This window comes from Streptomyces sp. HUAS ZL42 (assembly GCF_040782645.1).
Lineage (GTDB): Bacteria > Actinomycetota > Actinomycetes > Streptomycetales > Streptomycetaceae > Streptomyces.
In genome coordinates this window covers 1,151,986-1,173,375 of sequence record NZ_CP160403.1, presented here as the reverse complement: position 1 = coordinate 1,173,375, position 21,390 = coordinate 1,151,986, and the positions used below count along the sequence as shown (strand labels likewise).

Annotated in this window: 23 protein-coding genes and 1 pseudogene; 13 read left to right on the top strand and 11 right to left on the bottom strand. The window is 70.8% G+C overall.

Annotated features, from left to right (window positions below; translation table 11 throughout):
* Window positions 1-60: 60 nt before the first annotated feature.
* Window positions 61-2,319, top strand: a complete 2,259-nt coding sequence (locus tag ABZO29_RS05575) for an MMPL family transporter (protein WP_367318998.1) — start codon at window positions 61-63, stop codon at window positions 2,317-2,319.
* Here ABZO29_RS05575 and ABZO29_RS05570 read toward each other — a convergent pair.
* On the bottom strand, window positions 2,276-3,391 hold the full coding sequence (locus ABZO29_RS05570) for a PP2C family protein-serine/threonine phosphatase (RefSeq protein ID WP_367318997.1): 1,116 nt from the start codon (window positions 3,389-3,391) through the stop codon (window positions 2,276-2,278). The two genes, ABZO29_RS05575 and ABZO29_RS05570, sit on opposite strands and share 44 nt — an antisense overlap.
* A 232-nt stretch (window positions 3,392-3,623) precedes the next feature.
* Between ABZO29_RS05570 and ABZO29_RS05565 the strand changes: the two genes are divergently transcribed.
* Together ABZO29_RS05565 and ABZO29_RS05560 are read left to right on the top strand one after the other, a co-directional pair.
* Window positions 3,624-4,514: a GNAT family N-acetyltransferase gene (locus ABZO29_RS05565; protein ID WP_367318996.1), complete on the top strand. Its 891-nt coding sequence runs from the start codon at window positions 3,624-3,626 to the stop codon at window positions 4,512-4,514.
* A 67-nt stretch (window positions 4,515-4,581) separates the two neighbouring features.
* A complete protein-coding gene (locus tag ABZO29_RS05560) occupies window positions 4,582-4,911 on the top strand; it encodes a hypothetical protein (RefSeq protein ID WP_367318995.1) in 330 nt (109 codons plus the stop codon).
* A gap of 124 nt (window positions 4,912-5,035) precedes the next feature.
* On the opposite strand, the gene ABZO29_RS05555 is transcribed toward ABZO29_RS05560, so the two are convergent.
* Window positions 5,036-5,974 (bottom strand): Gfo/Idh/MocA family protein, encoded by a 939-nt coding sequence (locus ABZO29_RS05555; RefSeq protein ID WP_367318994.1) that lies wholly within the window; start codon window positions 5,972-5,974, stop codon window positions 5,036-5,038.
* A gap of 211 nt (window positions 5,975-6,185) precedes the next feature.
* On the opposite strand from ABZO29_RS05555, the gene ABZO29_RS05550 reads away from it, so the two are divergent.
* Together ABZO29_RS05550 and ABZO29_RS05545 are read left to right on the top strand one after the other, a co-directional pair.
* Window positions 6,186-7,043, top strand: coding sequence for an aldo/keto reductase (locus tag ABZO29_RS05550; RefSeq protein WP_367318993.1), 858 nt, complete (start codon window positions 6,186-6,188; stop codon window positions 7,041-7,043).
* A gap of 112 nt (window positions 7,044-7,155) precedes the next feature.
* The gene (locus tag ABZO29_RS05545; protein ID WP_367318992.1) at window positions 7,156-7,974 is read left to right on the top strand and encodes an SAM-dependent methyltransferase; all 819 of its coding nucleotides are present in this window, start codon (window positions 7,156-7,158) and stop codon (window positions 7,972-7,974) included.
* Between the two features lie 3 nt (window positions 7,975-7,977).
* Here the strand turns inward: ABZO29_RS05545 and ABZO29_RS05540 are convergent, their stop codons facing one another.
* Together ABZO29_RS05540 and ABZO29_RS05535 are read right to left on the bottom strand one after the other, a co-directional pair.
* On the bottom strand, window positions 7,978-8,898 hold the full coding sequence (locus tag ABZO29_RS05540; RefSeq protein ID WP_367318991.1) for a helix-turn-helix domain-containing protein: 921 nt from the start codon (window positions 8,896-8,898) through the stop codon (window positions 7,978-7,980).
* Between the two features lie 108 nt (window positions 8,899-9,006).
* On the bottom strand, window positions 9,007-9,249 hold the full coding sequence (locus ABZO29_RS05535; protein WP_367318990.1) for a DUF397 domain-containing protein: 243 nt from the start codon (window positions 9,247-9,249) through the stop codon (window positions 9,007-9,009).
* 242 nt (window positions 9,250-9,491) lie between these two features.
* Between ABZO29_RS05535 and ABZO29_RS05530 the strand changes: the two are divergent.
* Together ABZO29_RS05530 and ABZO29_RS05525 are read left to right on the top strand one after the other, a co-directional pair.
* Window positions 9,492-9,839, top strand: a pseudogene (locus tag ABZO29_RS05530) (ATP-binding protein); the annotation flags it as partial.
* Between the two features lie 66 nt (window positions 9,840-9,905).
* Window positions 9,906-10,412, top strand: coding sequence for a hypothetical protein (locus ABZO29_RS05525; protein ID WP_367326054.1), 507 nt, complete (start codon window positions 9,906-9,908; stop codon window positions 10,410-10,412).
* A 21-nt stretch (window positions 10,413-10,433) separates the two neighbouring features.
* On the opposite strand, the gene ABZO29_RS05520 is transcribed toward ABZO29_RS05525, so the two are convergent.
* A complete protein-coding gene (locus tag ABZO29_RS05520) occupies window positions 10,434-11,432 on the bottom strand; it encodes a helix-turn-helix transcriptional regulator (RefSeq protein WP_367318989.1) in 999 nt (332 codons plus the stop codon).
* Window positions 11,433-11,563: 131 nt separating this feature from the next.
* Here ABZO29_RS05520 and ABZO29_RS05515 point away from each other — a divergent pair, with 131 nt between their 5' ends.
* Window positions 11,564-11,986 (top strand): VOC family protein, encoded by a 423-nt coding sequence (locus tag ABZO29_RS05515; protein ID WP_367318988.1) that lies wholly within the window; start codon window positions 11,564-11,566, stop codon window positions 11,984-11,986.
* Between the two features lie 11 nt (window positions 11,987-11,997).
* Complete coding sequence (locus ABZO29_RS05510) at window positions 11,998-13,092, top strand: winged helix DNA-binding domain-containing protein (protein ID WP_367318987.1); 1,095 nt, start codon at window positions 11,998-12,000, stop codon at window positions 13,090-13,092.
* A gap of 19 nt (window positions 13,093-13,111) precedes the next feature.
* Here the strand turns inward: ABZO29_RS05510 and metG are convergent, their stop codons facing one another.
* From metG to ABZO29_RS05480, 6 genes are all read right to left on the bottom strand, one after another.
* Window positions 13,112-14,650 carry a methionine--tRNA ligase gene (gene metG / locus ABZO29_RS05505; protein ID WP_367318986.1) on the bottom strand — a complete coding sequence of 513 codons (1,539 nt, stop codon included), beginning with the start codon at window positions 14,648-14,650 and terminating at the stop codon, window positions 13,112-13,114.
* Between the two features lie 199 nt (window positions 14,651-14,849).
* Window positions 14,850-15,833, bottom strand: coding sequence for an ATP-grasp ribosomal peptide maturase (tgmB, locus tag ABZO29_RS05500; protein WP_367318985.1), 984 nt, complete (start codon window positions 15,831-15,833; stop codon window positions 14,850-14,852).
* Between the two features lie 17 nt (window positions 15,834-15,850).
* On the bottom strand, window positions 15,851-16,042 hold the full coding sequence (tgmA, locus tag ABZO29_RS05495) for a putative ATP-grasp-modified RiPP (RefSeq protein ID WP_367318984.1): 192 nt from the start codon (window positions 16,040-16,042) through the stop codon (window positions 15,851-15,853).
* A gap of 194 nt (window positions 16,043-16,236) precedes the next feature.
* Window positions 16,237-16,542, bottom strand: coding sequence for a DUF1232 domain-containing protein (locus tag ABZO29_RS05490; RefSeq protein WP_367318983.1), 306 nt, complete (start codon window positions 16,540-16,542; stop codon window positions 16,237-16,239).
* A 137-nt stretch (window positions 16,543-16,679) separates the two neighbouring features.
* Window positions 16,680-16,835, bottom strand: a complete 156-nt coding sequence (locus ABZO29_RS05485) for a hypothetical protein (RefSeq protein ID WP_367318982.1) — start codon at window positions 16,833-16,835, stop codon at window positions 16,680-16,682.
* Window positions 16,836-16,946: 111 nt separating this feature from the next.
* On the bottom strand, window positions 16,947-18,098 hold the full coding sequence (locus ABZO29_RS05480; RefSeq protein ID WP_367318981.1) for a hypothetical protein: 1,152 nt from the start codon (window positions 18,096-18,098) through the stop codon (window positions 16,947-16,949).
* A 197-nt stretch (window positions 18,099-18,295) separates the two neighbouring features.
* Here ABZO29_RS05480 and nhaA point away from each other — a divergent pair, with 197 nt between their 5' ends.
* The 4 genes from nhaA to ABZO29_RS05460 all read left to right on the top strand — a co-directional run bounded on the left by nhaA (window position 18,296) and on the right by ABZO29_RS05460 (window position 21,362).
* Window positions 18,296-20,176 carry a Na+/H+ antiporter NhaA gene (gene nhaA / locus ABZO29_RS05475; protein ID WP_367318980.1) on the top strand — a complete coding sequence of 627 codons (1,881 nt, stop codon included), beginning with the start codon at window positions 18,296-18,298 and terminating at the stop codon, window positions 20,174-20,176.
* A gap of 94 nt (window positions 20,177-20,270) precedes the next feature.
* The gene (rpmG, locus tag ABZO29_RS05470) at window positions 20,271-20,435 is read left to right on the top strand and encodes a 50S ribosomal protein L33 (protein WP_367318979.1); all 165 of its coding nucleotides are present in this window, start codon (window positions 20,271-20,273) and stop codon (window positions 20,433-20,435) included.
* A gap of 46 nt (window positions 20,436-20,481) precedes the next feature.
* Window positions 20,482-20,745, top strand: a complete 264-nt coding sequence (locus ABZO29_RS05465) for a type B 50S ribosomal protein L31 (protein WP_367318978.1) — start codon at window positions 20,482-20,484, stop codon at window positions 20,743-20,745.
* A 125-nt stretch (window positions 20,746-20,870) separates the two neighbouring features.
* The gene (locus tag ABZO29_RS05460; RefSeq protein WP_367326053.1) at window positions 20,871-21,362 is read left to right on the top strand and encodes a hypothetical protein; all 492 of its coding nucleotides are present in this window, start codon (window positions 20,871-20,873) and stop codon (window positions 21,360-21,362) included.
* The last annotated feature ends 28 nt before the right edge of the window (window positions 21,363-21,390 follow it).

The window sequence follows — 21,390 nt, the reverse complement described above, 5'->3', positions numbered from 1 at the left end:
GTGATCAGACGGACGTGTAATGGGGGAGGTCGGACATCCGCCTGGCAGAGAGAGCCGAGCATGGCATCCACCCACGACAGTCCCGAGGCCCGGAAGAAGGCCACTCCGGGGGTCTTGCGAAGGCTCGGGGAATGGTGCGCACGGCACTTCGTGATCGTGATCGTCGCTTGGCTCGTGGCCCTGGTCGCCCTGCAGGCTCTGAACCGTGCCTTCGGCGGGGACTACTCCGACAACTTCTCCCTGCCGGGCGTGCAGTCCACGGAGGGCCTCGACGTCCTGGAGAAGCACGACCCGCAGGCCGGGGGCTACAGCAGCCAGATCGTCCTGCACGACGACAAGGCCGTGTCCGGGCTGAGCTCGCAGATGTCGACGACGATCGGCGACCTGCAGAAGCTTCCGCACGTCCTGTCGGCGCAGAACCCGCTGTCCGCCACCTCCTCGAAGGTCGGACCGGTGTCCTCCGACGGCAAGACCGCCTACATCACCATCCGCTTCGACGTCCAGCCCTCCACCCTCGGCGACGGCTACCTCCACGGGGTCGACGACGCCGTACAGCCGCTCAGAGCGGCCGGCGCCCAGGTCGAGTACGGCGGACCGCTCGGCGAACTGGCGCGCCCCGCGGCCGACGACCGGGTCAGCGAGCTGATCGGCTTCGCGGTCGCCATCGTCGTCCTGCTGATCGGGTTCGGCAGCGTGATCGCCGCCGGCATGCCGCTGCTGACAGCGCTGATCAGCGTCGTCGGCGGCCTCGCCTGCCTCGGGCTGCTGGCCGCCGCGTTCACCTTCGCCACCGTCTCGCCGACCCTCGCCACCATGATCGGTCTGGGCGTCGGCATCGACTACGCCCTGTTCCTGGTCACCCGGCACCGGCAGAGCCTCATGGACGGCGCCGATCCGGTGCGCGCCGCCGGGCACGCCACCGCCACCAGTGGCCATGCCGTGCTCGTGTCGGGCACCACGGTGATCATCGCCCTGATCGGCCTGTCCGCGTCCGGGGTGTCCTTCATCGCCCTGCTCGGCGTCGCAGCCGGGGTCACCGTGGTCTCCGCCGTCCTGGGCGCGCTGACGCTCGTCCCCGCCCTGTTCGGACTCATCGGCAAACGGATCGACCGCTACCACGTGCGCCGCCCCGTCGCCGAGACCGACGCCGCACCGGGCGCCACGCCCGAGGGCACCTGGCACCGCTACGCGCAGCGGGTGGAGCGGCGGCCCTGGCAGTTCCTGGCCGCGGGACTCGTGACCGTGGGGATCCTCGCCATTCCGGCGTTCTCCATCCAGCTCGGTCACATCGGCGACGGCGCCGACCCCACGTCCTTCACCGACCGGCGTGCCTACGACCTCATGTCCGACGCGTTCGGCCCCGGCTCCAACGGCCCGCTCACCGTCGTCATCGACCAGACCTCCGTACCGAGCTCCCAGCGCTCCGACCTCGCCTCGAAGGCGCAGCAGACCCTGAGCGGCGTGTCCGGCGCGGCCACCGTGACCCAGCTGATGCCCACGAAGGACGGGGACGTCCTGATCGGCACCGTGTACTCGAAGGTGTCTCCGCAGAACTCCGCCACCACGGACCTGATGAACCGCCTCGTCGACGACACCCTGCCCGACGCGGTCTCCGGCACCGAAGCCAAGGGATACGTCACCGGCACGACCGCGGTCCAGGTCAACTTCCGAGACATCGTCTCCAGCCGGCTGCCGCTGATCATCGGCGTCGTGGTCGGCCTGGCCTTCCTGATCATCCTCGCCGTCTTCCGCGGTCTGCTCGTCGCGGTCAAGGCGGCCGTCCTCAACGTCCTGTCGATCACGGCCTCGTACGGTGTCGTCGTCGCCGTCTTCCAGTGGGGGTGGGGCGGTCCCGCGCTGGGCGTGCACGGCAAGGTGCCCATCGAGAGCTATGTGCCGATGATGATGTTCGCCATCATCTTCGGGCTCAGCATGGACTACGAGGTCTTCCTGCTCTCCCGTGTGCACGAGGCCTGGCTGCGCACCGGCGACGCCAAGGCCGCGGTCGCCCACGCGCTGGAGATCACCGCCCGGGTCATCACCTGTGCCGCACTGATCATGATGAGCGTCTTCGCGGCGTTCATCGTCAGCGACAACATCGTGGTCAAGATGCTGGGACTCGGCCTGGCCGTGAGCGTCCTCATCGATGCCTCGGTCGTGCGGCTGCTCATGGTGCCCGCGGTGATGACGCTGCTGGGGTCGCACGCCTGGTGGACACCGCGTTGGCTGGACAGGATCCTGCCGCACATCGACGCGGAGGGGGACCAGGAGAGTCTCAACGGCTCAGCGGGTTCGCGGGTGCGAGAACGAGCATCGTGACGTCGTCGCGTGCGGTCCCGCAGTGCCGCACGAGGTCCGCCCAGACCCGCTCCGCCGTCACCGTCAGGTCCTCGTCGGCGAGGTCGGCCAGGCGGTCGGTCAGGGGGTAGAAGGCACCCATTGCGTCCCGGGCCTCCCAGACGCCGTCGGAGGCCAGGAACAGACGCTCGCCGGGCTGCAGCGAGACCGTGCACCCTTCGTACGCGGCGGCGTCGGCGAGGCCGAGACCGAGGGGAGGCCACGGCTCGATCCCGAGCTCCGTGACCTTTCCCTCGCGCAGCAGCAGCGGTGGCGGATGGCCGCAGGCCACGAGCCGTACGGCAGCGCCGTCCCGGGAGAACTCCAGCAGCACGGCCGTCGCGAACAGCTCCGCGTGCCGCACCTGTGCCGCGTCCACGACGAGCCGCCGGTCGAGCCGGCCGGCGACCGACTCCAGGTCCGGCGCGTCGAGCACCGCCTCCCGGAACGCCCCCAGCAGCGAGGCGACCGTGGCGACCGCCGCCAGCCCGTGCCCCTGTACGTCGCCCATGACCGCCCGTACGCCGTGGGGCCCGTCGCGCACGTCGAAGAAGTCGCCGCCGACGAGCGTCCCGCGCTCTGCGGCCCGGTACAGTCCCGCGCAGCGCACCGGCCCCACCCGCTCGGCCAGCGGTGGCACGATGGCGCGCTGGGCGGCCTCGGCGATGGTGCGCTCGGTGTCCAGCTGAACGTCCCGCCGACGGCGTACGAACGACACGAACACGCTCAGCATGGCGACGAAGCAGATCGTCAGCAGGTCCGTGTTGCCGGGTCGGTCCAGCTGGAAGGCCGGGATGTTGAACAGGGCGACCGCGGCGCCGCCGAGGAGCCCGGTCCCCAACGGCCCGTACGACAGGACTGCCAGCGGCGGGACGGCGCCCAGCAGGAAGCCGATGTCGAGCGGGTCGTGGCTGAGCAGCGTGGCCACGCCGATGCCCACGATCAGGACGATCGGCAGCACTCTGACCCAGGGTGGCGGAGGCGCGCCCCGCAGCCACCCCCGCCGGTCCCGGTCGCGTTCCCGGCGCGGTGACAGGGCGCGCACTCTTCCCACAGCACCACGCTCCTCCTCACCGGCCCGTCCCGCATGCCGAGCCCGGCCGGAAAACCCGTGGACGCGTCGGCGCGGGCATCCGTACCGTGTGACACCACGCCCCGAGACCGACGGAAGGAGGCGAGTGCCGTGCACCGCACACCCATCCAGCGCTCCCTCTCCGTTGCCCCGGCGTGCCTCGTCTGATCCGACCCGGGAGCGCTCCACGCAGTACGCATTCCGGAGGAATCCCATGACCGACCTGGTCATCCGCGCGCTCGACGAGCTCGACGCCCCTGTCTTCGACACCCTGCCCGACCCGCTGGGCGCCCGTGAGGCGCACCGGCTGACCCGGTTCCGCCCCGAGTGGAAGCGCGTGGCCCTGCGCGACGGACGGGTCGTCGCCCGCGCCGCCTGGTGGGGCGGCCCGGACGACACCGAGCCGGTCGTTGTCAACTGGTTCGACGTGGCCGAGGGAGAGGAGGAGGCGGGAGCCGAACTCCTGCGCAGTGCCCCCTGGCGTGTCGACCTGGAGCTGAACCTGCCCGGCGGCTGGCGCACGGAAGCGTCCCTGCGCACCGCCGCGGAAGCACGCTTCACCGCAGCCAAGGCGGTCGGCTACGAACTCCTGGTGGAGCGCTTCCTGTACCGCTGGACACCGGAGTGCGGGCTGCCCGAGCGGCCGGGCCGCCTGGTGTTCGCCCCCGAACCCGACGACACGGTGTTCCGCGACGCACTGCGCCGCATCCACTCCGTCACCCTGGACGTCCACGCGCTGAAGGCCATCGAGGAGGGCGGAGTCGACCGGGCCGCCCAGGAGGAACTCGACTTTTTCCACTGGCTCCCGTCACCGCGGGAGTGGTGGCAGGTGGCGCGGACACCACAGGGCGACCTGGCGGGGATCCACATTCCGGCGCACAATCCCTCGGGCCCGTGCGTCGGCTTCGTCGGCGTACTGCCGGACCAGCGCGGGCACGGCTACGCCTACGACCTCCTGGCCGAGTGCACGCACTTCCTCGTCGAGCAGGGAGCACAGTTCGTCTCCGGAGCCACCGACCAGGGCAACTTCCCCATGGCGGCGCACTTCACCCGGGCCGGCTTCCCCGTCGTACGGGAACGCATCAACTTCCGTGCCCGGCAATGAGCCGTTGTCAGTAGCGGGTGACATGCTCGGTCGTACGGCGTGATCGGCGGCGGACGACGGAGGGGCAGTGGGTTTCGACGGCGAGGTCTGGTGCGTGCACAGCGGTGAGCAGCGGGTCGGGGAGATCCTGATCGACGAGGCCGACTTCCCGTGGCTGTCGGGCGAGTTCACGGCCGGCCCGGCCTTCGCCGCCGTTGAGGAGCTCTTCGTCCGCGAACTCGCGCTGGCGGACCGGGACGACGACGGGCACCTGGAGGAGTGGGAGACGGTGTACCACGAGATCAGACGCCGCGTCTCCCTCTCCTCACCCGACGGCCCGGTCCCCGAGTTCCTGCTGCACATCGAGGGCGATCGGGCGTGGTTCCGGTGGAGCGACGAGCCGTTCGACGAGGATTAGGCCTGTCCGGCGGATCATGCCGCAGACGCGGGGTGTGGCCGCCGTCTGCGGCGTTTGCCGTCGGTTCCCGATGCTCCCCGTCGACGCCCTCCTCCGCCTTGCAGCTGGACGCACCACGCCCCGCTCACCCGCGCCGATCAGATGCCGGTGATTCTCTGCGACTTGATCCGCCGGACAGGCCCTGGCTCCGGGCCAACAGCGCCTCGGCCTCGGCCAGGACCTCCGTGACCCGCAGGCCGAACGCGGCGTCGCAGGGGTGGGGCCGGCCGCTCTCGGCGGACGCGCGCAGGGCGTCCACGGCGCGGGCGAGGGCGGGCACCGCTCCCTCCGCGCTCGGTGGAAGGAGCGTCACGCCGGTCTCGCCGCGGAGCTCCACGGCGGCGCCCGCCGCCGCGGGCGGGGCGGTGAGGCTCAGGGTCAGGGTGCTCGTCGTGCCGCCGGCGTGCTCGACGATCAGGTGGACGGTGTCCCCGGGGCCGTGCGCCACCGCGGCCACGCGCCGGACCTCGCCGAGGATGGGCACCAGGACGGACAGGGCGTGCGGGCCGACGTCCCACAGGGCGCCCCTCTCCCGTCGCCAAGGGGACGCCGCGAACGGGCTGTCGCCGGTGAACACCGCGCCGAGCCACTGCGCCCGCCCGGTGAACCAGCCGCCGGTGGCCGCCTGCCGGGTGATCCAGGCCGCGGGCTCGCTCTGGAAGCGGGTGGTGAAGAAGACCACCGACGCCACCCCGGCCTCCCGGACGGCCTCGACCACGGCCCGCCCCTCCCGGACGGTCGGCGCGAGGGGCTTGTCGAGCAGGAGATGGCGGCCCGCCCGCGCGGCGCGCACCGCGAGCTCCGCCTGGACGTCCGGTGGCAGGGCGACGGCGACGGCGTCCACGTCGGCCAGGAGGGCGTCGATGTCGTCGTAGGCGCGCACCCCGTACTGGGCGGCCAGCTCCTTCGCGGCGTCCGGGCGGCGGCCCCACACGCCGGCGAAGTCCACCCCGTCGTGTCCGCCGAGGGCGGGCGCGTGGGCCATCTGCGCCCAGGGGCCGGTGCCGAGAAGTCCTATGCGCATGCCGTCGCCTCTCCAGAGTGCCGAAACGTGGGTGAGCGTTTCACACGAACCGGGCGGCGGCGCAACCCCGTTGCCGAGGCCACCACGTGGGCCGGGATTCAGTTGCGCGGGCACTGAATGCGTTCGCTTTCTTCTATTGGACCTCTGGCCGCCACCGGGACAGGCTGGTGAGCGTCCGGCGCCACCGCCAGCCGAAAGAGGTCACAAGCCCATGCCCAGCCGCCGCATCGGTGACGTCGAGGTCAGCGCGATCGGCCTCGGCGCCATGCCCATGTCGATCGAGGGGCGACCCGACGAGGCACGCTCCCTCGCCACCGTTCACGCCGCCCTCGACGCCGGCGTGACGCTGATCGACACCGCCGACGCCTACCACCTGTACGCCGACGAGGTCGGCCACAACGAGACCCTGGTCGCCAAGGCCCTCGCCACCCATGAGCGCGGTGCGGACGTCCTGGTCGCCACCAAGGGCGGCCATCTGCGTCCCGGCGACGGCAGCTGGACCCTGGACGGCAGCCCCCGGCACCTCAAGGAGGCCTGCGAGGCCTCGCTGCGCAGGCTCGGTGTCGAGGCCATCGGCCTCTACCAGTTCCATCGCCCCGACCCCCGCGTGCCGTACGAGGAGTCCGTCGGCGCGGTGCGCGACCTGCTCGACGAGGGCAAGATCCGCATGGCGGGCATCTCCAACGCCAACCCGGAGCAGATCAGGCTGGCCAATGAGATTTTGGGCGGCAGGCTGGTCTCCGTGCAGAACCAGTTCTCCCCGTCCTTCCGCTCCAGTGAGCCGGAGCTTCGCCTGTGCGACGAACTCGGCATCGCGTTCCTGCCGTGGAGTCCGCTCGGGGGTATCTCCCGGGCACGTGAACTGGGCTCGGCGTACGCGCCGTTCGCACAGGTCGCCGAGACGCACGGGGTGAGCCCGCAGCGCGTCTGCCTGGCCTGGATGCTCGCCAAGTCGCCGGTGGTCGTGCCGATTCCGGGAGCGAGCCGTCCGGAGACGATCCGCGACTCGGCCGCCGCGCAGGACCTCGTCCTCACCGCCGGCGAACTCGCCGCTCTCGACGCCTCCTGAGTCCTCTTCCGGTTCTGTGCCGCTCATCCTCCGGAACGGGACAACATCGAGTTCCCAGGATGTAATCTCTTTCATGCCAGCCGAGTTGGCGCGGCACGGAGCTGGGGGAGCGATGCACTCGGAGAAGCAGCTGTCCACGAAGATCGACGCCAACGTGCCGACGGCGGCGCGCATGTACGACCATTATCTGGGCGGCAAGGACAACTACGCGGCCGACCGTGCGGCATGCGAGGAACTCGACAAGGTCGTTCCGAGCACGCGCCGTCTGGCCGTGAACAACCGGCGCTTCCTGCAAAGGGTCGTCAGGACCCTGACACAGGAGTACGGAATCCGGCAGTTCCTCGACCACGGCTCCGGCCTGCCCACCCAGGACAACGTGCACCAGGTCGCCCAGGGCATCGACCCCACCGCGCACGTCGTCTACGTGGACAACGACCCGATGGTGCTCGTGCACGGCCGGGCGCTGCTGGAGCAGGACGAGCGCACCACCGTCATCCACGCGGACATGCGGGAGACGGAAGCCATCTTCTCCCACCCCGACACCCAGCGTCTGATCGACTTCTCCCAGCCGGTCGCCGTGCTGTTCAACTCCGTCTTCCACTGCATTCCGGACAGCGAGACCGACGGACCGCAGGCTGTGGTGCGCCGGGTCACGGAGCGGCTCGCGCCCGGCAGTTATCTGGTGATGTGCCAGCTCGTGAGCGAGGACGCCGAGGTGCGTGACTTCGTCACGAACTTCATGGACCAGGTGACGCAGGGGCACTGGGGGCGTGTGCGCCAGGAGAAGGACGTCGCCGCACTGTTCGAGGGCGTCGACATCCTCGAACCGGGACTCGTGGAGGTGTCCACCTGGCGACCGGACAGTGAGGTGGCGCCCCGTCAGCTCACGCAGGAGTGGATCGAGTTCGGCGGAGTGGGCCGCCTCCCGTAACGGTCACGGCGCGGGGTAGCGTGCCTCCATCGTCTCGCGCAGCAGGCTCAGGGACTCGCGCGGGTTGAGCGCCTCGTCGGCCAGCCTGTCCAGGGCGAGCCGGTACTCCTCGGTCTCGTCACGGTCCTCGAGGAAGTTGGCGCTCCTGATGTGCTCGAGGTAGACGACGTCGGGCAGGTCCTGACCGCCGAAGCGGAGATAGGTGACCGGAATGGCGGGCGCCGAGGCGTTCGTCACGTCCAGGGGCACGATCTGCACGGTCACATGGGGACGCCTGGCCATCTCCACGAGACGCCCGAGCTGCTCGCGCATGACGTCCTTGCCGCCGAGAACACGCAGCAGGACTGATTCGTCGACGATGGCCCACAGCTGCGGCGCGTCCGTCCGGTCCAGCAACTGCGCCCGGCGCGTGCGCAGTTCGACGCGGCGCTGCACCTCGTTGGCCGGCGCGTTGGGCAGGCCCCGCTCCACCACCGCCCGCGTGTAGGCGGCGGTCTGCAACAGCCCGGGCACGTACTGGATCTCGAAGGTACGGATGGTGGCGGCCGCCTCCTGCAGTCCCACCAGCCGGTCGAACCACTCGGGCATGAGCCGCTTGTCGTAGCGCTGCCACCAGCCCGGCTCGCCGGCCCGCTGCAGGAGCTTCAGCAGCACCGACGCCTCGTAGTCCTCGGTGCCGTACAGCTCCAGCAGGGCCCGGACATCGCGCTCCGCCGGGGGCCTGCGGCCCTTTCCCGACTCGATGCGGGAGAGCTTCGCCCCGCTGAATCCGAGCGTTCGCGCAGCCTGGTCCTGGGACAGGCCGGCATCCTCACGGAACCCCGCCAACTGCACGCCGACCAGCATCTTCAGCAGAGTCGGCGCGGGCTCGGGCCGGTCGAGATAGGACTCGAGCCGGGAGATGCGAGGCGACGCGGTGGACATCGTGGCTCCCCGTGGACCGGCAGACGTGACGAAGACACTATCTCACTCGGCACGTCTTCTTCACCGTATCCCGCCGGAAAGACAGCGGAGTTGGCCGTCCTGGCCGGTTCACGCGCCGTCCGGCACCAGGTGGTCGAACTCGCCGTCCTTGACGCCGGCCAGGAACGCCGACACCTCGGCCGGTGTGTACACGAGCGCGGGTCCGTCGGGGTCGCGTGAGTTGCGCATCGCGATGTCCCCGTCGGTCAGGGTGGCGACTTCGACGCAGTTCCCCTCCGCGTTGCTGTGCCGGCTCTTGATCCAGCGGACGTCCAACGAACTCGCCCGCACTCCGTTCCGCGCTGGTGGCACCGCAGTCTCCTTGACGTTCACGTTCTCCGCCGTGCGCTCCGCCGGCTCTTTTTGACGCAATTTCCCGTGCAATTGCACACGAGCGCTGTCGCCGTGGATAATAGCCGTGGCGTCAACCCCCGCTGTTGCCGCCCGTCCTGACGTCGCTTCAGGGAGATGACGTGTCGTCGCCTGCGATCAGCGCGCCCCGCTGCCACGGCGAGTGGCCGGTCGCCCCCGTCGTCTCCGCCGATCTGCGCATCATGTGCGACCGGCATGGCTTCGCACTGGGCCGAGCCTTCACCCGTGGCATCCTGCGCCAGTGGTCACTGGACCATCGCGATGACGACGCGATGCTCGTGATGGGCGAGTTGGCCGCCAACGCGGCCGAGCACGCCACGTCGCAGATTCCGGCCGGCAGACAGACCATCGGCTTCGGCCTGGCGCTCACCCCGGCCCACCTGCTGCTCGCCGTCACCGACGATGTCGACGCCCCGCCCGTCCCCGCGGCCGCCGACGCCTGCGAACTCGAGGAGAGCGGACGCGGCCTGGCGATAGTCGAGGCGCTGTCCGACGCGTGGGGCTGGACACCCAGACATCCCGTGGGCAAGACCGTCTGGGCCGCGTTGTCGATCCGGCCCTCACCTGACGCAACTTCCGTGGAAGGGTCCCCCGCCATGTGCCCCGCTCCGACCGGAAAGCCGAGCACGCCGCTGAAGACACTGGACCAGGTGCCCTGGAGCGAGATCAAGGACTCCACCGGGTCGGCGGCCGCCATCCCGATCCTCCTGTCCAGCGTGGCCTGGGGTGACGAGCAGACCGCCCGGGCCGCGCTCGACGACCTGCGCCGACGCGTCTGCCAGTACGGCTTCGTCGTGGAACAGGCCACCGCCGCCACCGTGCCCTTCCTGTGGGAGCTCGCGCAGCTGCCCCAGGTGACATGCCGACCGCAGATCATCGAGCTCCTCAAGTGCATCGCCGACGCCCGTCAGTGGGAGAGCACCGCCGCCGTCTACCCGAAGCTGCTCAACCACCGCGAGAACCACGTCGTGTGGGAACGCGCGGCCCGGCGGGCCGTCCACGACCGGCGCGGTGACCTGCCGCGACTGCTCGCCGAGGAGGACGCGGAGATCACCCGGGCGACGACGGAACTGGCCCGTGCGCTGGGAGGTTCACAGGCCTGAGCGGCGCGGCGCGTTGCGTTCTCACGGCGTCGGACCGAGCTCCGGTCCTGTGGTGGATGCGGCGCGGGCGTAGCGGGCGGCCAGATCCTCGAATGCCCTGGCCAGTTGCGGTGGGCCGATGATTTCGATATCGGTGTCGAAGCGGCCGATGGCGGCGGCAAGTCCGGTCCATGACCAGGAGCCGAGGGTGAGTCGGCAGTGGTGGGGGCCGAGTTCCTCGACGATTCCGTCCTGGGCGAACGGTGCGACCTCGGCGGCCGGGAGACGGAGGATGACGTCGCCTTGGCAGGGCCAGTCGGTGGTGGTGCCGTCGTTGCCGCGGAATCGGCTGGTGATGAAGGTGGAGACGTCACCGCCGGGGAGTTCGCGGGAGGCGAAGCGGGGGCCGGTGGGCGTGCGGGGTTGGATGCGGTCGACACGGAAGGTGCGCCAGTCCTCGCGGTCGAGGTCCCAGGCCACGAGGTACCAGCGATTGCGCCGGATGACCAGGTGGTGGGGTTGTACGCGGCGGGGGTTGCCGGCTGAGGTGCTTGGGCCCGGGGTGTAGTCGAAGCGCAGTTCCTCGCGGGCGTGGATGGCGCGGCTCAGGTCCACCAGCAGCCGACCGCCGACCTGAGGGATGTCGTGGTCCGCGGGCGGTTGGACGGCGGTGATGCGCAGCAGGTCGATGCGGTGGCGCAGGCGGGGTGGGATGACCTGGCGGAGGGTGGCCAGGGCGCGGGTGGCGTCTTCGGCGACGGTGGTGCCGGTCGCTGCGGACTGCAGCGCGACGGCCAGGGCGACGGCCTGGTCGTCGTCGAACAGCATGGGTGGCATGCGAGTGCCGGCCTCCAGGCGGTAGCCGCCGGCCGGTCCTTTGACGGTCGTGATCAGATACCCGAGTTCGCGCAGGCGGTCGATGTCACGGCGCACGGTGCGCGAGGTGATGTCGAGGCGCTCGGCGAGATCCTCGCCGGACCAGTCACGGTGCGTTTGAAGCAGCGAGAGCAGCGCGAGCAGCCGGGAGGATGTCTTGTGCATGAGATCCATTTTCCCTGCAGTACAGGACACAACCTGTCCGCTACCTCCGTCATGGTGGCGTACGAGCCGTCCGGGAGGCATCGCTCCTGGTGACGGCGGCGTATTCGTCACATCGAGGCAAGGAGCAGGTCATGTCCGTCACGACCACCACTCATCTGAACTTCCGGGGCGCCGCACGTGAGGCGCTGGACTTCTACCAGTCCGTCTTCGGCGGACGTACGGTCGCGGTCACCTACAAGGACGCGGGCGCCGTGCAGAACGAGAGCGAGGCGGACTGGGTGATGTGGGGCGAGGTGGCCGGCGACAACGGCTTCCACGTCATGGCATACGACGTGCCCTCGCAACTGCCCTGGAACCAGGGCGAGAACCCGTTCTTCGTCTCCGTGCGCGGTGACCGCGCCGAGGAGATCAGCGTCCTGTGGGGCAAACTCGCGGAGGGCTCGACCATCGTGCGTCCGCTGGAGCCTGCGCAGTGGGCGCCGCTGTACGGCATGCTCACCGACCGCTTCGGCGTCACCTGGGTCCTGGACGTCACCGCCCCGTACAACGACTGAACCGGCCGACCATGACCGTCCTCGACAGCCGCGCCCTCAACCGCGCCACCCTCGCCCGCCAGCACCTGCTCACGCGCAGCGACACATCCGTGCCTGAGGCGGTGACCCACCTGTGCGGCCTGCAGGCGCAAGAGCCCCGGGAACCGTTCATCGGGCTGTGGTCCCGCCTGGCCGGCTTCAGGCCCGAGCAACTGGACGATGCGCTGACCGGCCGCACGGTGGTGCGCACCCACCTGATGCGCCGCACCGTCCACCTTGTCACCTCCGGCGACGCGCTCGCCTGGCGAGCCCGCCACGACACCATGCTGCGCCGCCGAGTGCTGGGCACCTACCGGCGTGAACTGGTCGGCATCGACCTGGACGAGGTCGCTGCCGCCGGCCGCGCGGCCATGGCCGACCAGCGGCCCCGAACCATGAGGGAGCTCGTACAAGCCCTCGAAGACCGCTGGCCCGGCCCACCACACCGGGTCCTGGGCGAGCTGCTCGTCGCAGCCCTCATCCCGATGGCCCAACTCCCGCCCCGTGGCCTCTGGCACCAGACCGCCGGCGTACGCAACCTGCCGTTGGCCACCTGGCTGGAACGGGACATCGACCCCCTGCCCACCGGGGACGGCGATCCCGTCGGGCAGCAACTGCTGCGCCGCTACCTCGCCGCCCACGGGCCTGCCGCCAGTGCGGACCTACGCGCCTGGTGCGGCCTCGCCGGTCTTCCCACCGCTGTCAAAGCCGTCCGAGAAGAACTCGTCGTCTTCCGCGACGAACGCGGTCGCGAACTGCTCGATCTGCCCGACGCGCCCCGCCCCCACCCCGACACCCCGGCCCCCGTCCGGTTCCTGCCGGCCTTCGACAACGCCGTCCTCGGCTACCACGACCGCAGCCGCATCATCGACGCCTCCCACCTCGGTGTGTCCGTCGCAGGCCACCGTACGGTGCTTGTCGACGGACGCGTGACCGCTACCTGGACCGTGCACCATCACCGACTTATCATCAGCCCCCTCCGTTCCCTCACCGCCCTGGAGCAGGAAGCCGTCCGCGCCGAAGCCCAGGACCTCTCCACCTTCCTGGACGAAGACATCGAACACGTCCGACTCGACACCGAAAACTGACGATCATGTGACACGTACGTCAGGAGCGGTCCGCCAGGCGGGGGAAGAGCGGGGACGACAGTGGCAGCACACCTCCCTCCCCGGCGGTCACCTGTGCACGGATCCGGGCGGCCGCTCCTGGGACGAACGGGCGCAGTTCCTCGGCCAGTTCGCGGCATGCCGTGATCAGGGCGGCGAGGACCGCGTCGAGACGGTCGGCCGCCGCCGTGTTGCCTCGCCGTTCCGCCCGCGCCAGTTCCCACGGGCGGGTGGCGTCGATACAGCGGTTGGCCTGCTCGACGATGCCCCAGACGGCGCGCAGGGCGGGGCGGAAGTCGAAGTCCGCGAGGGCGGCGTCGATCCGGCCGGGTGCCGACCGGCACTCCTCCAGCAGCGCCGTCACGGCCGCGTCGCCGTCGGTGGGATCGCCGTCGGCGGGGGAGGGGATCACCCCGTCCCGGTAACGGTGGACCATCGTCACCACCCGGTGCACGAGGTTGCCCAGTCCTCCCGCGAAGTCAGCGTCGGCGCGGGCCGTCAGCCGCTCGCGGGTGAAGTCGGCGTCCCCGACGCGGGGGACGTCCCGCAGGAGCCACCAGCGCACTGCGTCGGTGCCGTACTCGGCGGCCAGCTCGACCGGGTCGACGGTCGTCGGGCCTGACTTGCTGATCTTGCGGCCTTCGACGGTGAGGTAGTCGTGGACCAGGATGTCGGTGGGCAGCGGCAGTCCGGCCGACAGCAGCATGGCGGGCCAGTACACGGCGTGGAAGCGGACCACCCCCTTGCCGACGAGGTGGACGCGGCGTTCGCCGGACCCCCACCACTCCTCGTACGCGGGATCGTCGGTGCCGTAGCCCAGGCTGGTGACGTAGTTGCCCAGCGCGTCCCACCACACGTAGACGACCTGATCGGGGTCGCCCGGCACCGGGATGCCCCAGCCGCGGGCGCGATGGTGCGAGCGGGAGACGGAGAAGTCGTGCAGGCCCGCGGCGACGAGGGCGAGCACCTCGTTGCGGCGGGCGGCGGGCTCGATGCGCAGGGCGCCGCTCGTGATCAGCTCATGGAGACGGTCGGCGTAGCGGGACAGGCGGAAGAACCAGTTCTCCTCCGCCACGTGCTGTGGCTCGGTGCCGTGCTCGGGACAGCGCCCCCCGGCCAGTTCGTCCGGGGTGCAGAACTGCTCGCAGCCGACGCAGTACAGACCCTCGTACTGCTTGCGATACAGGTCGCCCGCGGCAGCGCACCGGTGCCACAGCCGTTCCACGCCGACCCGGTGGCGGGGATCGCTGCTGGTGCGGATGAAGTCGTCGGGGGACAGCGCCAGTGGCTCGTGCAGCGCGGCGAACGCGTCGGCGTTGCGCTCGACCAGCGTCCGTACGTCGATGCCCTCGGCCTCGGCGGCCAGGACGTTCTTGAGGGAGTTGTCGTCGGTGCCGGTCACCAGCCGGACGTGATCGCCCCGATGGCGGTGGTGGCGCGCCAGCACGTCCGCCTGGACGAGTTCCAGGGCGAAGCCAAGGTGCGGGCGCGCGTTGACGTACGGAATGGTCGTGGTGATGTAGTGGCGTCGTGCGGTCATGGGTCCTCCCACCGGGCGGCGGGACCCGGTCCGCACATGCGTCGAGGCCCCGTCCCGGGGCCTCGGATTCGATATGCGTCCGTACTCAGCAGCCCCGTCGGCGGGGCATCATCCGGTGCTGAGTCGAAAGCGTGATCATGGCGCCAAGGCTAGCAACAGCCCCGGCGCCGGGCACGCGCTTTTTCCGGTCGTGGAGGGATCAGTGCACCGTCGTCCTCCGGCCGTCGCACCCCGTCTGCCGCCGCGGGGAGGGGTCGGTCAGCCACTCCGCGATGGTCCGGGCGATCGGCTGCCCCGTCTCCACCTCCACGAAGCCGAACTGTCCCGACTGGTTGCACTCCAGGAACCACCAGGTCCCGTCGGCGTCCTCGGCGAAGTCGAAGGCGCCGTACGCCAGTTCCGCGTCCCGTAGGTAGGTGCGGACGCCCTCGGCGATGCGGGGCGGGACCTCGACGGGCCGCCACGGCAGCGCCGACGAGGCGAAGCGGACGTCGACCTCGTCGGGGTCCGCGTCCGGTGCGGTCTCCTTGCGGGCGGCGAGCATCCGGTCGCCCACGACGGTCAGACGGATGTCGGCCCGCTTGGCGATCCGCCGCTGCAGCAGCGTGGGACCGAACGCCACGGCGGTGAAGTCCGTGTCCGGCGCGACGCGGCTGGTCGGCACCGCCCGGGGAGGTTCCTGCGGGTGGGCGCCGGAGACGGGTTTGACCACCAGGTCGGGGAAGCGCTCGGCGAAGTCCCGGGCTGCCTGCGGGAAGCTCGTGATCACAGTGGCCGGCACGGGCAGTCCGCTGCGCTGGGCGAGGCGGAGCTGCCAGGGCTTGTGCCGGGCCCGGCGCGCCGCGTCGGGGTGGTTCATCCAGCGCGCGTCGGAGCTGCGCAGCATCCCGTAGAGGGCCTGGGAGGACTCCTCGGTGAGCCACTCGGACGGCTCGGCGACCCGTGTGGCCGGCGTGCCCGGCCTGCGCACCCAGACGGACCGCAGGCCGTTGATGCTCACCAGACGGCCCGCCGACCACAGATGGCCGCGGAAGGCGCCGTGTACGTACTCGCCCGAGAGGGCCACCCCGCCGGTCAGGTCGGCCGGGTCGAGCCGGACCACAGGCACTCCGGACGCGTTGAGGTGCACGACCACCATGTCCGCCGTCACATCCTGTTCACAGGTCAGGATCAGAACGGTCATTGTCGTCGGTTCCGCGTTCAGTCGTCGAAGTGAGTCTTCGAGCCCGCGGTCGAGGTCGTGGTCCCGAGTTCTCTGAGCAGGGCAAGGTCCGAGGCGGCTATCCGCCCGTCCAGAAGCACGTTCAACTGCAGTCCGGAGTCATAGGCGTACGGAGTGATAACCTCCAACTCCGCCGCCGGGCGTGCGTAGTTGAGCGCGAACGGTTGCATCGTCTCTCCCTCGTGGTGCTGCGCCGACCAAGCCCTGGCATGCCGCGTCGTCGCTTCCGCCCTCGGAACTCTTGGGCTTCCATTTACTTATACGAATCGAACGGGTGATTGGTTTCCTTACGCTCCGTAATCGGCGGCGAGTTCGGGCACCCCGAACCTGAGACGGGCGAGGGCGCGAGGGGGTTGAGTCGCTGTCAGGCGGGGTCGCCCGGCCGGTCGACGGCTCTGCTCCTGCGCTCGTCGGCCGGGCCGCGCATCGTGCGCAGTGCGAGCAGGATCACACCGATGTCGTCGAGGTACACGGGGTCGGGCAGCAGATCGGCCGGCAGCACGAAGTAGAGGACGGCGCCCCAGAAGACCCAGCGCGGTCCGGTGGGAAGCCCGGCCCGCCGCAACCCGCGCCGGGTGCGCACCAGTCGCACCAGCAGGGCCACGGCCGCTGCGAGAGCGGCCGCGGCGAGGACCACGGCGACGGTGATCACTGCAGTGGTCGTGTCCACGGGTCCTCCTCCGGGGTGGGGACCGCAGAATGCGGACCCACTTTCTGGATTCCCGGTTCTCGCGCCCGTATTACCTCGGGGTAAACCGGCAGTCGCGCCGGTCACCCGCACCGGTGAGTCGTCCTCACCCTCCTGCCTCACTCGAATGGCACGGCACCCCAGGGTGCGCATTCACGGCACGGGGCGGATCCGGTGGCCGACCAGGCGTGCGCGGGCATGTGACAGCCGGCCAGGTCGGACTCCGTGAAGTCGCCGAACGCGGCGTCCATCGTGCTGCCCTCGGTCAGCGCCATGCCCAGGCCCATCGGTGCCCGACGAGCCGCCCGCCAGACGCTGCGGGCGCCTGCGACAGCCCCGGACAGCGGTCGCGGACCGCCTGCCCCTCTTCCGCTGACGCGGCGCGTCTAGCGATCCTCCGGCTCGGTCCCGTTGTCCGTGCCGTCCGTGCCGTCCGCGCCGGGCGCGAGGCGCGGGGACTTGGCGGTGCCCCTGAGGCGTTCGAACGTCCGGGTCAGCTGCTGCAACGGGGAGCCGACCGGCTTACCGGACGGTTGCTCCGGCACGTTCGCGGCGGAGGACTCCCGGTAGGCGGCCAGTGCCTCGTTGGCCCGTTCGGCGGCCTCGCGGTACAGGTCGCGGGACTTCGTCATGGCCTCGAGCGCCTCCGCGTACATGACCACGAGCCGCCGCTCGCGGGCGAGCTCCTCCTCGAGGGTCAGCAGCTGCCAGTCCTCCCGCAGCGCCGTGAGCGCCTCGTCGCCGCCCTCCGGCAGCGGCTTCGGGAGGGCGGCGAAACGTGTCACCGCGTCGATGAGCCCGGTCGGCTCCGAGCCGTCCAGGAAGACCGTGCGTACGGAGAGGTCGTGGGCGTCGTGATCGGGCGGGGCCGGGGTGCCGGGCAGCACCACGGCCCCGCCACGCGGCACCTCGACCCCGGACTCCTTCAGGGCCCAGTTCACGGCGCGCAGTTGCTGTGGTGCGGCGCGGTGCTCGACCACGCGGTGGCGCAGGCCCGCCGGCAGGAACCGGGTCAGCGGCAGACGCCCTCGTGCGTCGGTCGTCATGGCCTCGTGGACGACGACGTGGATGCTCCAGCCGTCGCGCAGACAGTTCCTCAGCACGCGCCGCAGGTCCTTGTCGTCCTCGGGGAGGGAAGTGACGTCCCCGACGCGCACACCGGCGACGGTGGCGTGGTCCCAGCCGGCGTCCGGCTGATCGGGCCAGAACACATCTGCGGGCGAGGGCCACTGATGGTTCCACGGGGCCTCCGCCTCCGCGATCAGCGTCCACTCCTGCCCCTGCCCCGCTCCGTCGCTGACGGTCAGCCGGGCCCGTACCGTCACGTCCACGGGGACCTGCCATCGGGCCTCGAAGACGCGCCGGCCCTGGGAGCTCTCGGATGCGGGCAGTTCACGGAAGTCCTGCACGGCCCCGTCGTCCTTGCGCAGCCGCAGCTGCCTGCGCAGGACTGCTTCCGCCGTGGATCCGACGTGGCGACCACGGGCGAGCCACACGGTGGAGGGGGTCGAGGGGCGGACGGCGGGGGAGATCGGCATGGGTCCATCTGTGGGACGGGAACGGCGTGCGAGTTCCAGTATCGTCGCCGCAGGTGGTACTCGATCAAGCGGGGGTGCGACAACCCGCCGGAGCAGCCCGGTGACCCGGTTGTTCGTGGGGTGGATCGGCCGTCCACGGGTTGACCGGCACTCTGCTTCAAGGAATGACACGTCGGATGGATGGTGTTGGGCCAGGCATGTCCCCAGAGGCCACCGACTACACAGGGCAGACCGCGTGCGGGGGCGACTCGCACTCCCCGCTGCGCGACTTCCTGCGCACCGAGACCGGAAGCGCCGCCGTCCTCGTGACGGCGGCGCTCGCCGCACTCGTCTGGGCGAACGCGGCGCCCTCGGCGTACGAGTCGTTCTGGCACACCCACCTGTCCGTGCGCTTTGGCTCGCACGGTCTGTCGCTCGACCTGCGGGAGTGGATCAACAGCGGGCTGATGACGCTGTTCTTCTTCGTCGTCGGCCTGGAGGCACGGCGTGAGTTCGACATGGGCGAGCTGCGCGAGCGCAGACGGCTGGCCCTGCCGCTCGCCGCGGGCCTGGCCGGCATGCTCGTGCCGATCGGCATCTACCTCGGGATCAACGCCGGTCGCGGCGCGACGCAGGGCTGGGGCGCGGCGATGTCCACCGACACCGCCTTCGCCCTGGGCATGCTGGCGGTCGTGGGACGCCGGATGCCCGCCGGACTGCGGGTCTTCATCCTCACGATCACGGTCGTCGACGACTTCCTGGCGCTCGGCGTGATCGCGGTCGCCTACAGCGAGCGCATCTCCGTTCCGGCACTCCTCCTCGCCGTCGGCGTCTTCGTCGTCATCCTGCTGGCCCGGCGGCTCGAGGTGCAGCGGGGCGTCGTGTACGCGCTGCTTGCGCTCGCCGCCTGGGTGGCTCTGCTCGAATCGGGGGTGGACCCCGTCGTCATCGGCCTCGCCATGGGACTGCTGACGTACGCCTACCCGGCGGCCCGCAGCGACCTGGAACGCGCCAGCGGCCTGTTCCGCCGGTTCCGCGAGCAGCCGACACCCGAACTGGAACGTTCCGTCCGAGCCGGTCTAGCCTCGGCCATCTCCCCGAACGACCGCCTGCAGCGCATGTTCCACCCCTGGACCAGCTACGCCGTGGTACCACTCTTCGCCCTGGCCAACGCGGGTGTCGAGATCAGCGGGGACCAGCTCGCCAGGGCCTTCACCTCACCCGTCACGCTGGGCATCCTCATCGGATACGTCGCAGGCAAGCCGCTCGGCATCCTCGGGGCGTCCGCGCTTGCCACCGTCCTGTCCCGCGGCGCGGCCCGGCCTCCGATCGGCTGGGGAGCGGTCGCCGCGGGAGGAACGCTGGCCGGAGTCGGCTTCACGGTCTCGCTGCTCATCGCGACGCTCGCCTTCGACGGCACGCGGCTCGAGGACGCCAAGACCGGCATCCTGAGCGCGGTGCTCTGCTCCTTCGTGCTCAGCAGGCTCGTCACCGCGGTCATCGGTGTGCTGCCGCACCGCAGACGGCTTCGGGCACTGGTCGGCAAGGCGGAGACGATCGTCGACCTCGCGGTGCCCGTCGACCCCGACCGGGACCACATCCGCGGCCCGCGGCACGCGCCGGTCACGGTCGTCGAGTACGGCGACTACGAGTGCCCCTACTGCGGGCAGGCGGAGCCGGTCGTCCGCGAACTGCTCCAGGACTTCGGGGACGTGCGCTACGTGTGGCGGCATCTGCCCCTGTCCGACGTCCACGTCCACGCCCAGCTCGCCGCGGAGGCCGCGGAGGTGGCCGCTCTCCAGGGGCGGTACTGGGACATGCACGATCTGCTGCTCAGCCACCAGGGCGCCCTGCGCTTCGAGCACCTGCGCGGGTATGCGGAGCGGATCGGGCTGGACACCGCGCGCTTCGAGCGGGACATGCGTGCCCATGCGGGTGCGGCGCGGGTCGCCGAGGACGTCGAGTCGGCGGACCTCGGCGGTGTGGCGGGAACGCCCACGTTCTTCGTCAACGGCCGCAGGCATCACGGCGCGTACGACATCGCGGGCCTCACGGCGGCCGTACGGTCCGCACGCGAGCGCGCGACCGTCGCGGCGTAGGGAATGAACGGGCCAGGGGTGGTGTTGAGGGACACGTAACTGACATGTGCGGGACAAGATCCGGGATCCCGTGATGTGGGCGGAAGGAGGCCTCGTGGCACGCACCACCGCGCGTCCCGTCGTCACTCTGAAGTCGACGGCCGGGACCGGCGTCACCTACGTGACGCGCAAGAACCGTCTCAACGACCCGGACCGACTGGTCCTGCGCAAGTACGACCCCGTGGCCGGGGCGCACGTCCCCTTCCGCGAGGAGCGATGAACCCAGCCGGCGCCCTTCGGCGAACGGCTGTGAGGAGGGAACCATCATGAGGCCTGGCATCCATCCCGTCTCCCGCCCCGTCGTCTTCCGCGACCGAGCGGCGGGTACCGCGTTCCTCATCCCCTCGACCGCGCGGTCGGCGCGGACGATCGAGTGGGAGGACGGCACCACCCACCCCCTGATCGACGTCGAGATCTCGTCGTACTCCCACCCGTTCTACACGGGAACCTCGCGAGTCCTGGACACCGCGGGCCGCGTGGAGCGCTTCGAGCGGCGCTACGGCCGTACGGCGGGTACGGACCGCCCCTGACCCCGCATGAGCCCGGTCGGGCTGTTCGTGTGAACAGCCCCGGGCGCTGCCCCGTACCCCTCGTCGTACGCCAGTCCGCTGCCGCGGGCGGAACACGCAGACACGGGGATACGGAGAGGTACGTGTTGCAGCAGCCACATCGAGGAAGCAGTCGGCGCCGCTCCCCGCAGGGCGCTCGCCTGGCGCGTGGCGCCGCGCTGGCCGGCAGCGTGGTGCTTCTTCCCCTGGCCACGGCATGCAGCGGCGGTGAGAGCGACGCCGCGGCGAGGAGCGGACCGACGAAGATCTCCGCCACCGAGGCCGGGGTCGTCGCACCGGCGAGGATCGAGGTGATCGCCGGTCTGACGGGATGCACGGCCCAGATCCGTGTCGAGGCGAACGAACTGCGCGAGGGCGTCTGCCACACGGAGCAGGGCGACTACACCATCACCACGTTCCCTGCGGAGAAGTACAAGCTGACCTGGCTGGACGCCGCCTACACGGGTGAGTTCCTGGTCGGCACGCGCTGGGTGGTCAGCGCGCCGGCGAAGCTGCTGGAGGAGTTCCGGCCGAAGCTGGGCGGAACCATTCAGGAGCCGGCGGGCACGGGCTCCACCCCCGCCCCGAGCACGTCGTAACGGCCTTCCGCTCACACGGTGAGGACGA

Bases quoted from the DNA above. Each gene is read 5' to 3' on its own strand.
- ABZO29_RS05575 (WP_367318998.1), top strand. From the start codon at position 61: ATGGCATCCACCCACGACAGTCCCGAGGCCCGGAAGAAGGCCACTCCG.
- ABZO29_RS05565 (WP_367318996.1), top strand. From the start codon at position 3,624: ATGACCGACCTGGTCATCCGCGCGCTCGACGAGCTCGACGCCCCTGTC.
- ABZO29_RS05555 (WP_367318994.1), bottom strand. From the start codon at position 5,974: ATGCGCATAGGACTTCTCGGCACCGGCCCCTGGGCGCAGATGGCCCAC.
- ABZO29_RS05550 (WP_367318993.1), top strand. From the start codon at position 6,186: ATGCCCAGCCGCCGCATCGGTGACGTCGAGGTCAGCGCGATCGGCCTC.
- ABZO29_RS05545 (WP_367318992.1), top strand. From the start codon at position 7,156: ATGCACTCGGAGAAGCAGCTGTCCACGAAGATCGACGCCAACGTGCCG.
- ABZO29_RS05540 (WP_367318991.1), bottom strand. From the start codon at position 8,898: ATGTCCACCGCGTCGCCTCGCATCTCCCGGCTCGAGTCCTATCTCGAC.
- ABZO29_RS05525 (WP_367326054.1), top strand. From the start codon at position 9,906: ATGTGCCCCGCTCCGACCGGAAAGCCGAGCACGCCGCTGAAGACACTG.
- ABZO29_RS05520 (WP_367318989.1), bottom strand. From the start codon at position 11,432: ATGCACAAGACATCCTCCCGGCTGCTCGCGCTGCTCTCGCTGCTTCAA.
- ABZO29_RS05515 (WP_367318988.1), top strand. From the start codon at position 11,564: ATGTCCGTCACGACCACCACTCATCTGAACTTCCGGGGCGCCGCACGT.
- ABZO29_RS05510 (WP_367318987.1), top strand. From the start codon at position 11,998: ATGACCGTCCTCGACAGCCGCGCCCTCAACCGCGCCACCCTCGCCCGC.
- metG (WP_367318986.1), bottom strand. From the start codon at position 14,650: ATGACCGCACGACGCCACTACATCACCACGACCATTCCGTACGTCAAC.
- tgmB (WP_367318985.1), bottom strand. From the start codon at position 15,833: ATGACCGTTCTGATCCTGACCTGTGAACAGGATGTGACGGCGGACATG.
- tgmA (WP_367318984.1), bottom strand. From the start codon at position 16,042: ATGCAACCGTTCGCGCTCAACTACGCACGCCCGGCGGCGGAGTTGGAG.
- ABZO29_RS05485 (WP_367318982.1), bottom strand. From the start codon at position 16,835: ATGGCGCTGACCGAGGGCAGCACGATGGACGCCGCGTTCGGCGACTTC.
- ABZO29_RS05480 (WP_367318981.1), bottom strand. From the start codon at position 18,098: ATGCCGATCTCCCCCGCCGTCCGCCCCTCGACCCCCTCCACCGTGTGG.
- nhaA (WP_367318980.1), top strand. From the start codon at position 18,296: ATGTCCCCAGAGGCCACCGACTACACAGGGCAGACCGCGTGCGGGGGC.
- ABZO29_RS05465 (WP_367318978.1), top strand. From the start codon at position 20,482: ATGAGGCCTGGCATCCATCCCGTCTCCCGCCCCGTCGTCTTCCGCGAC.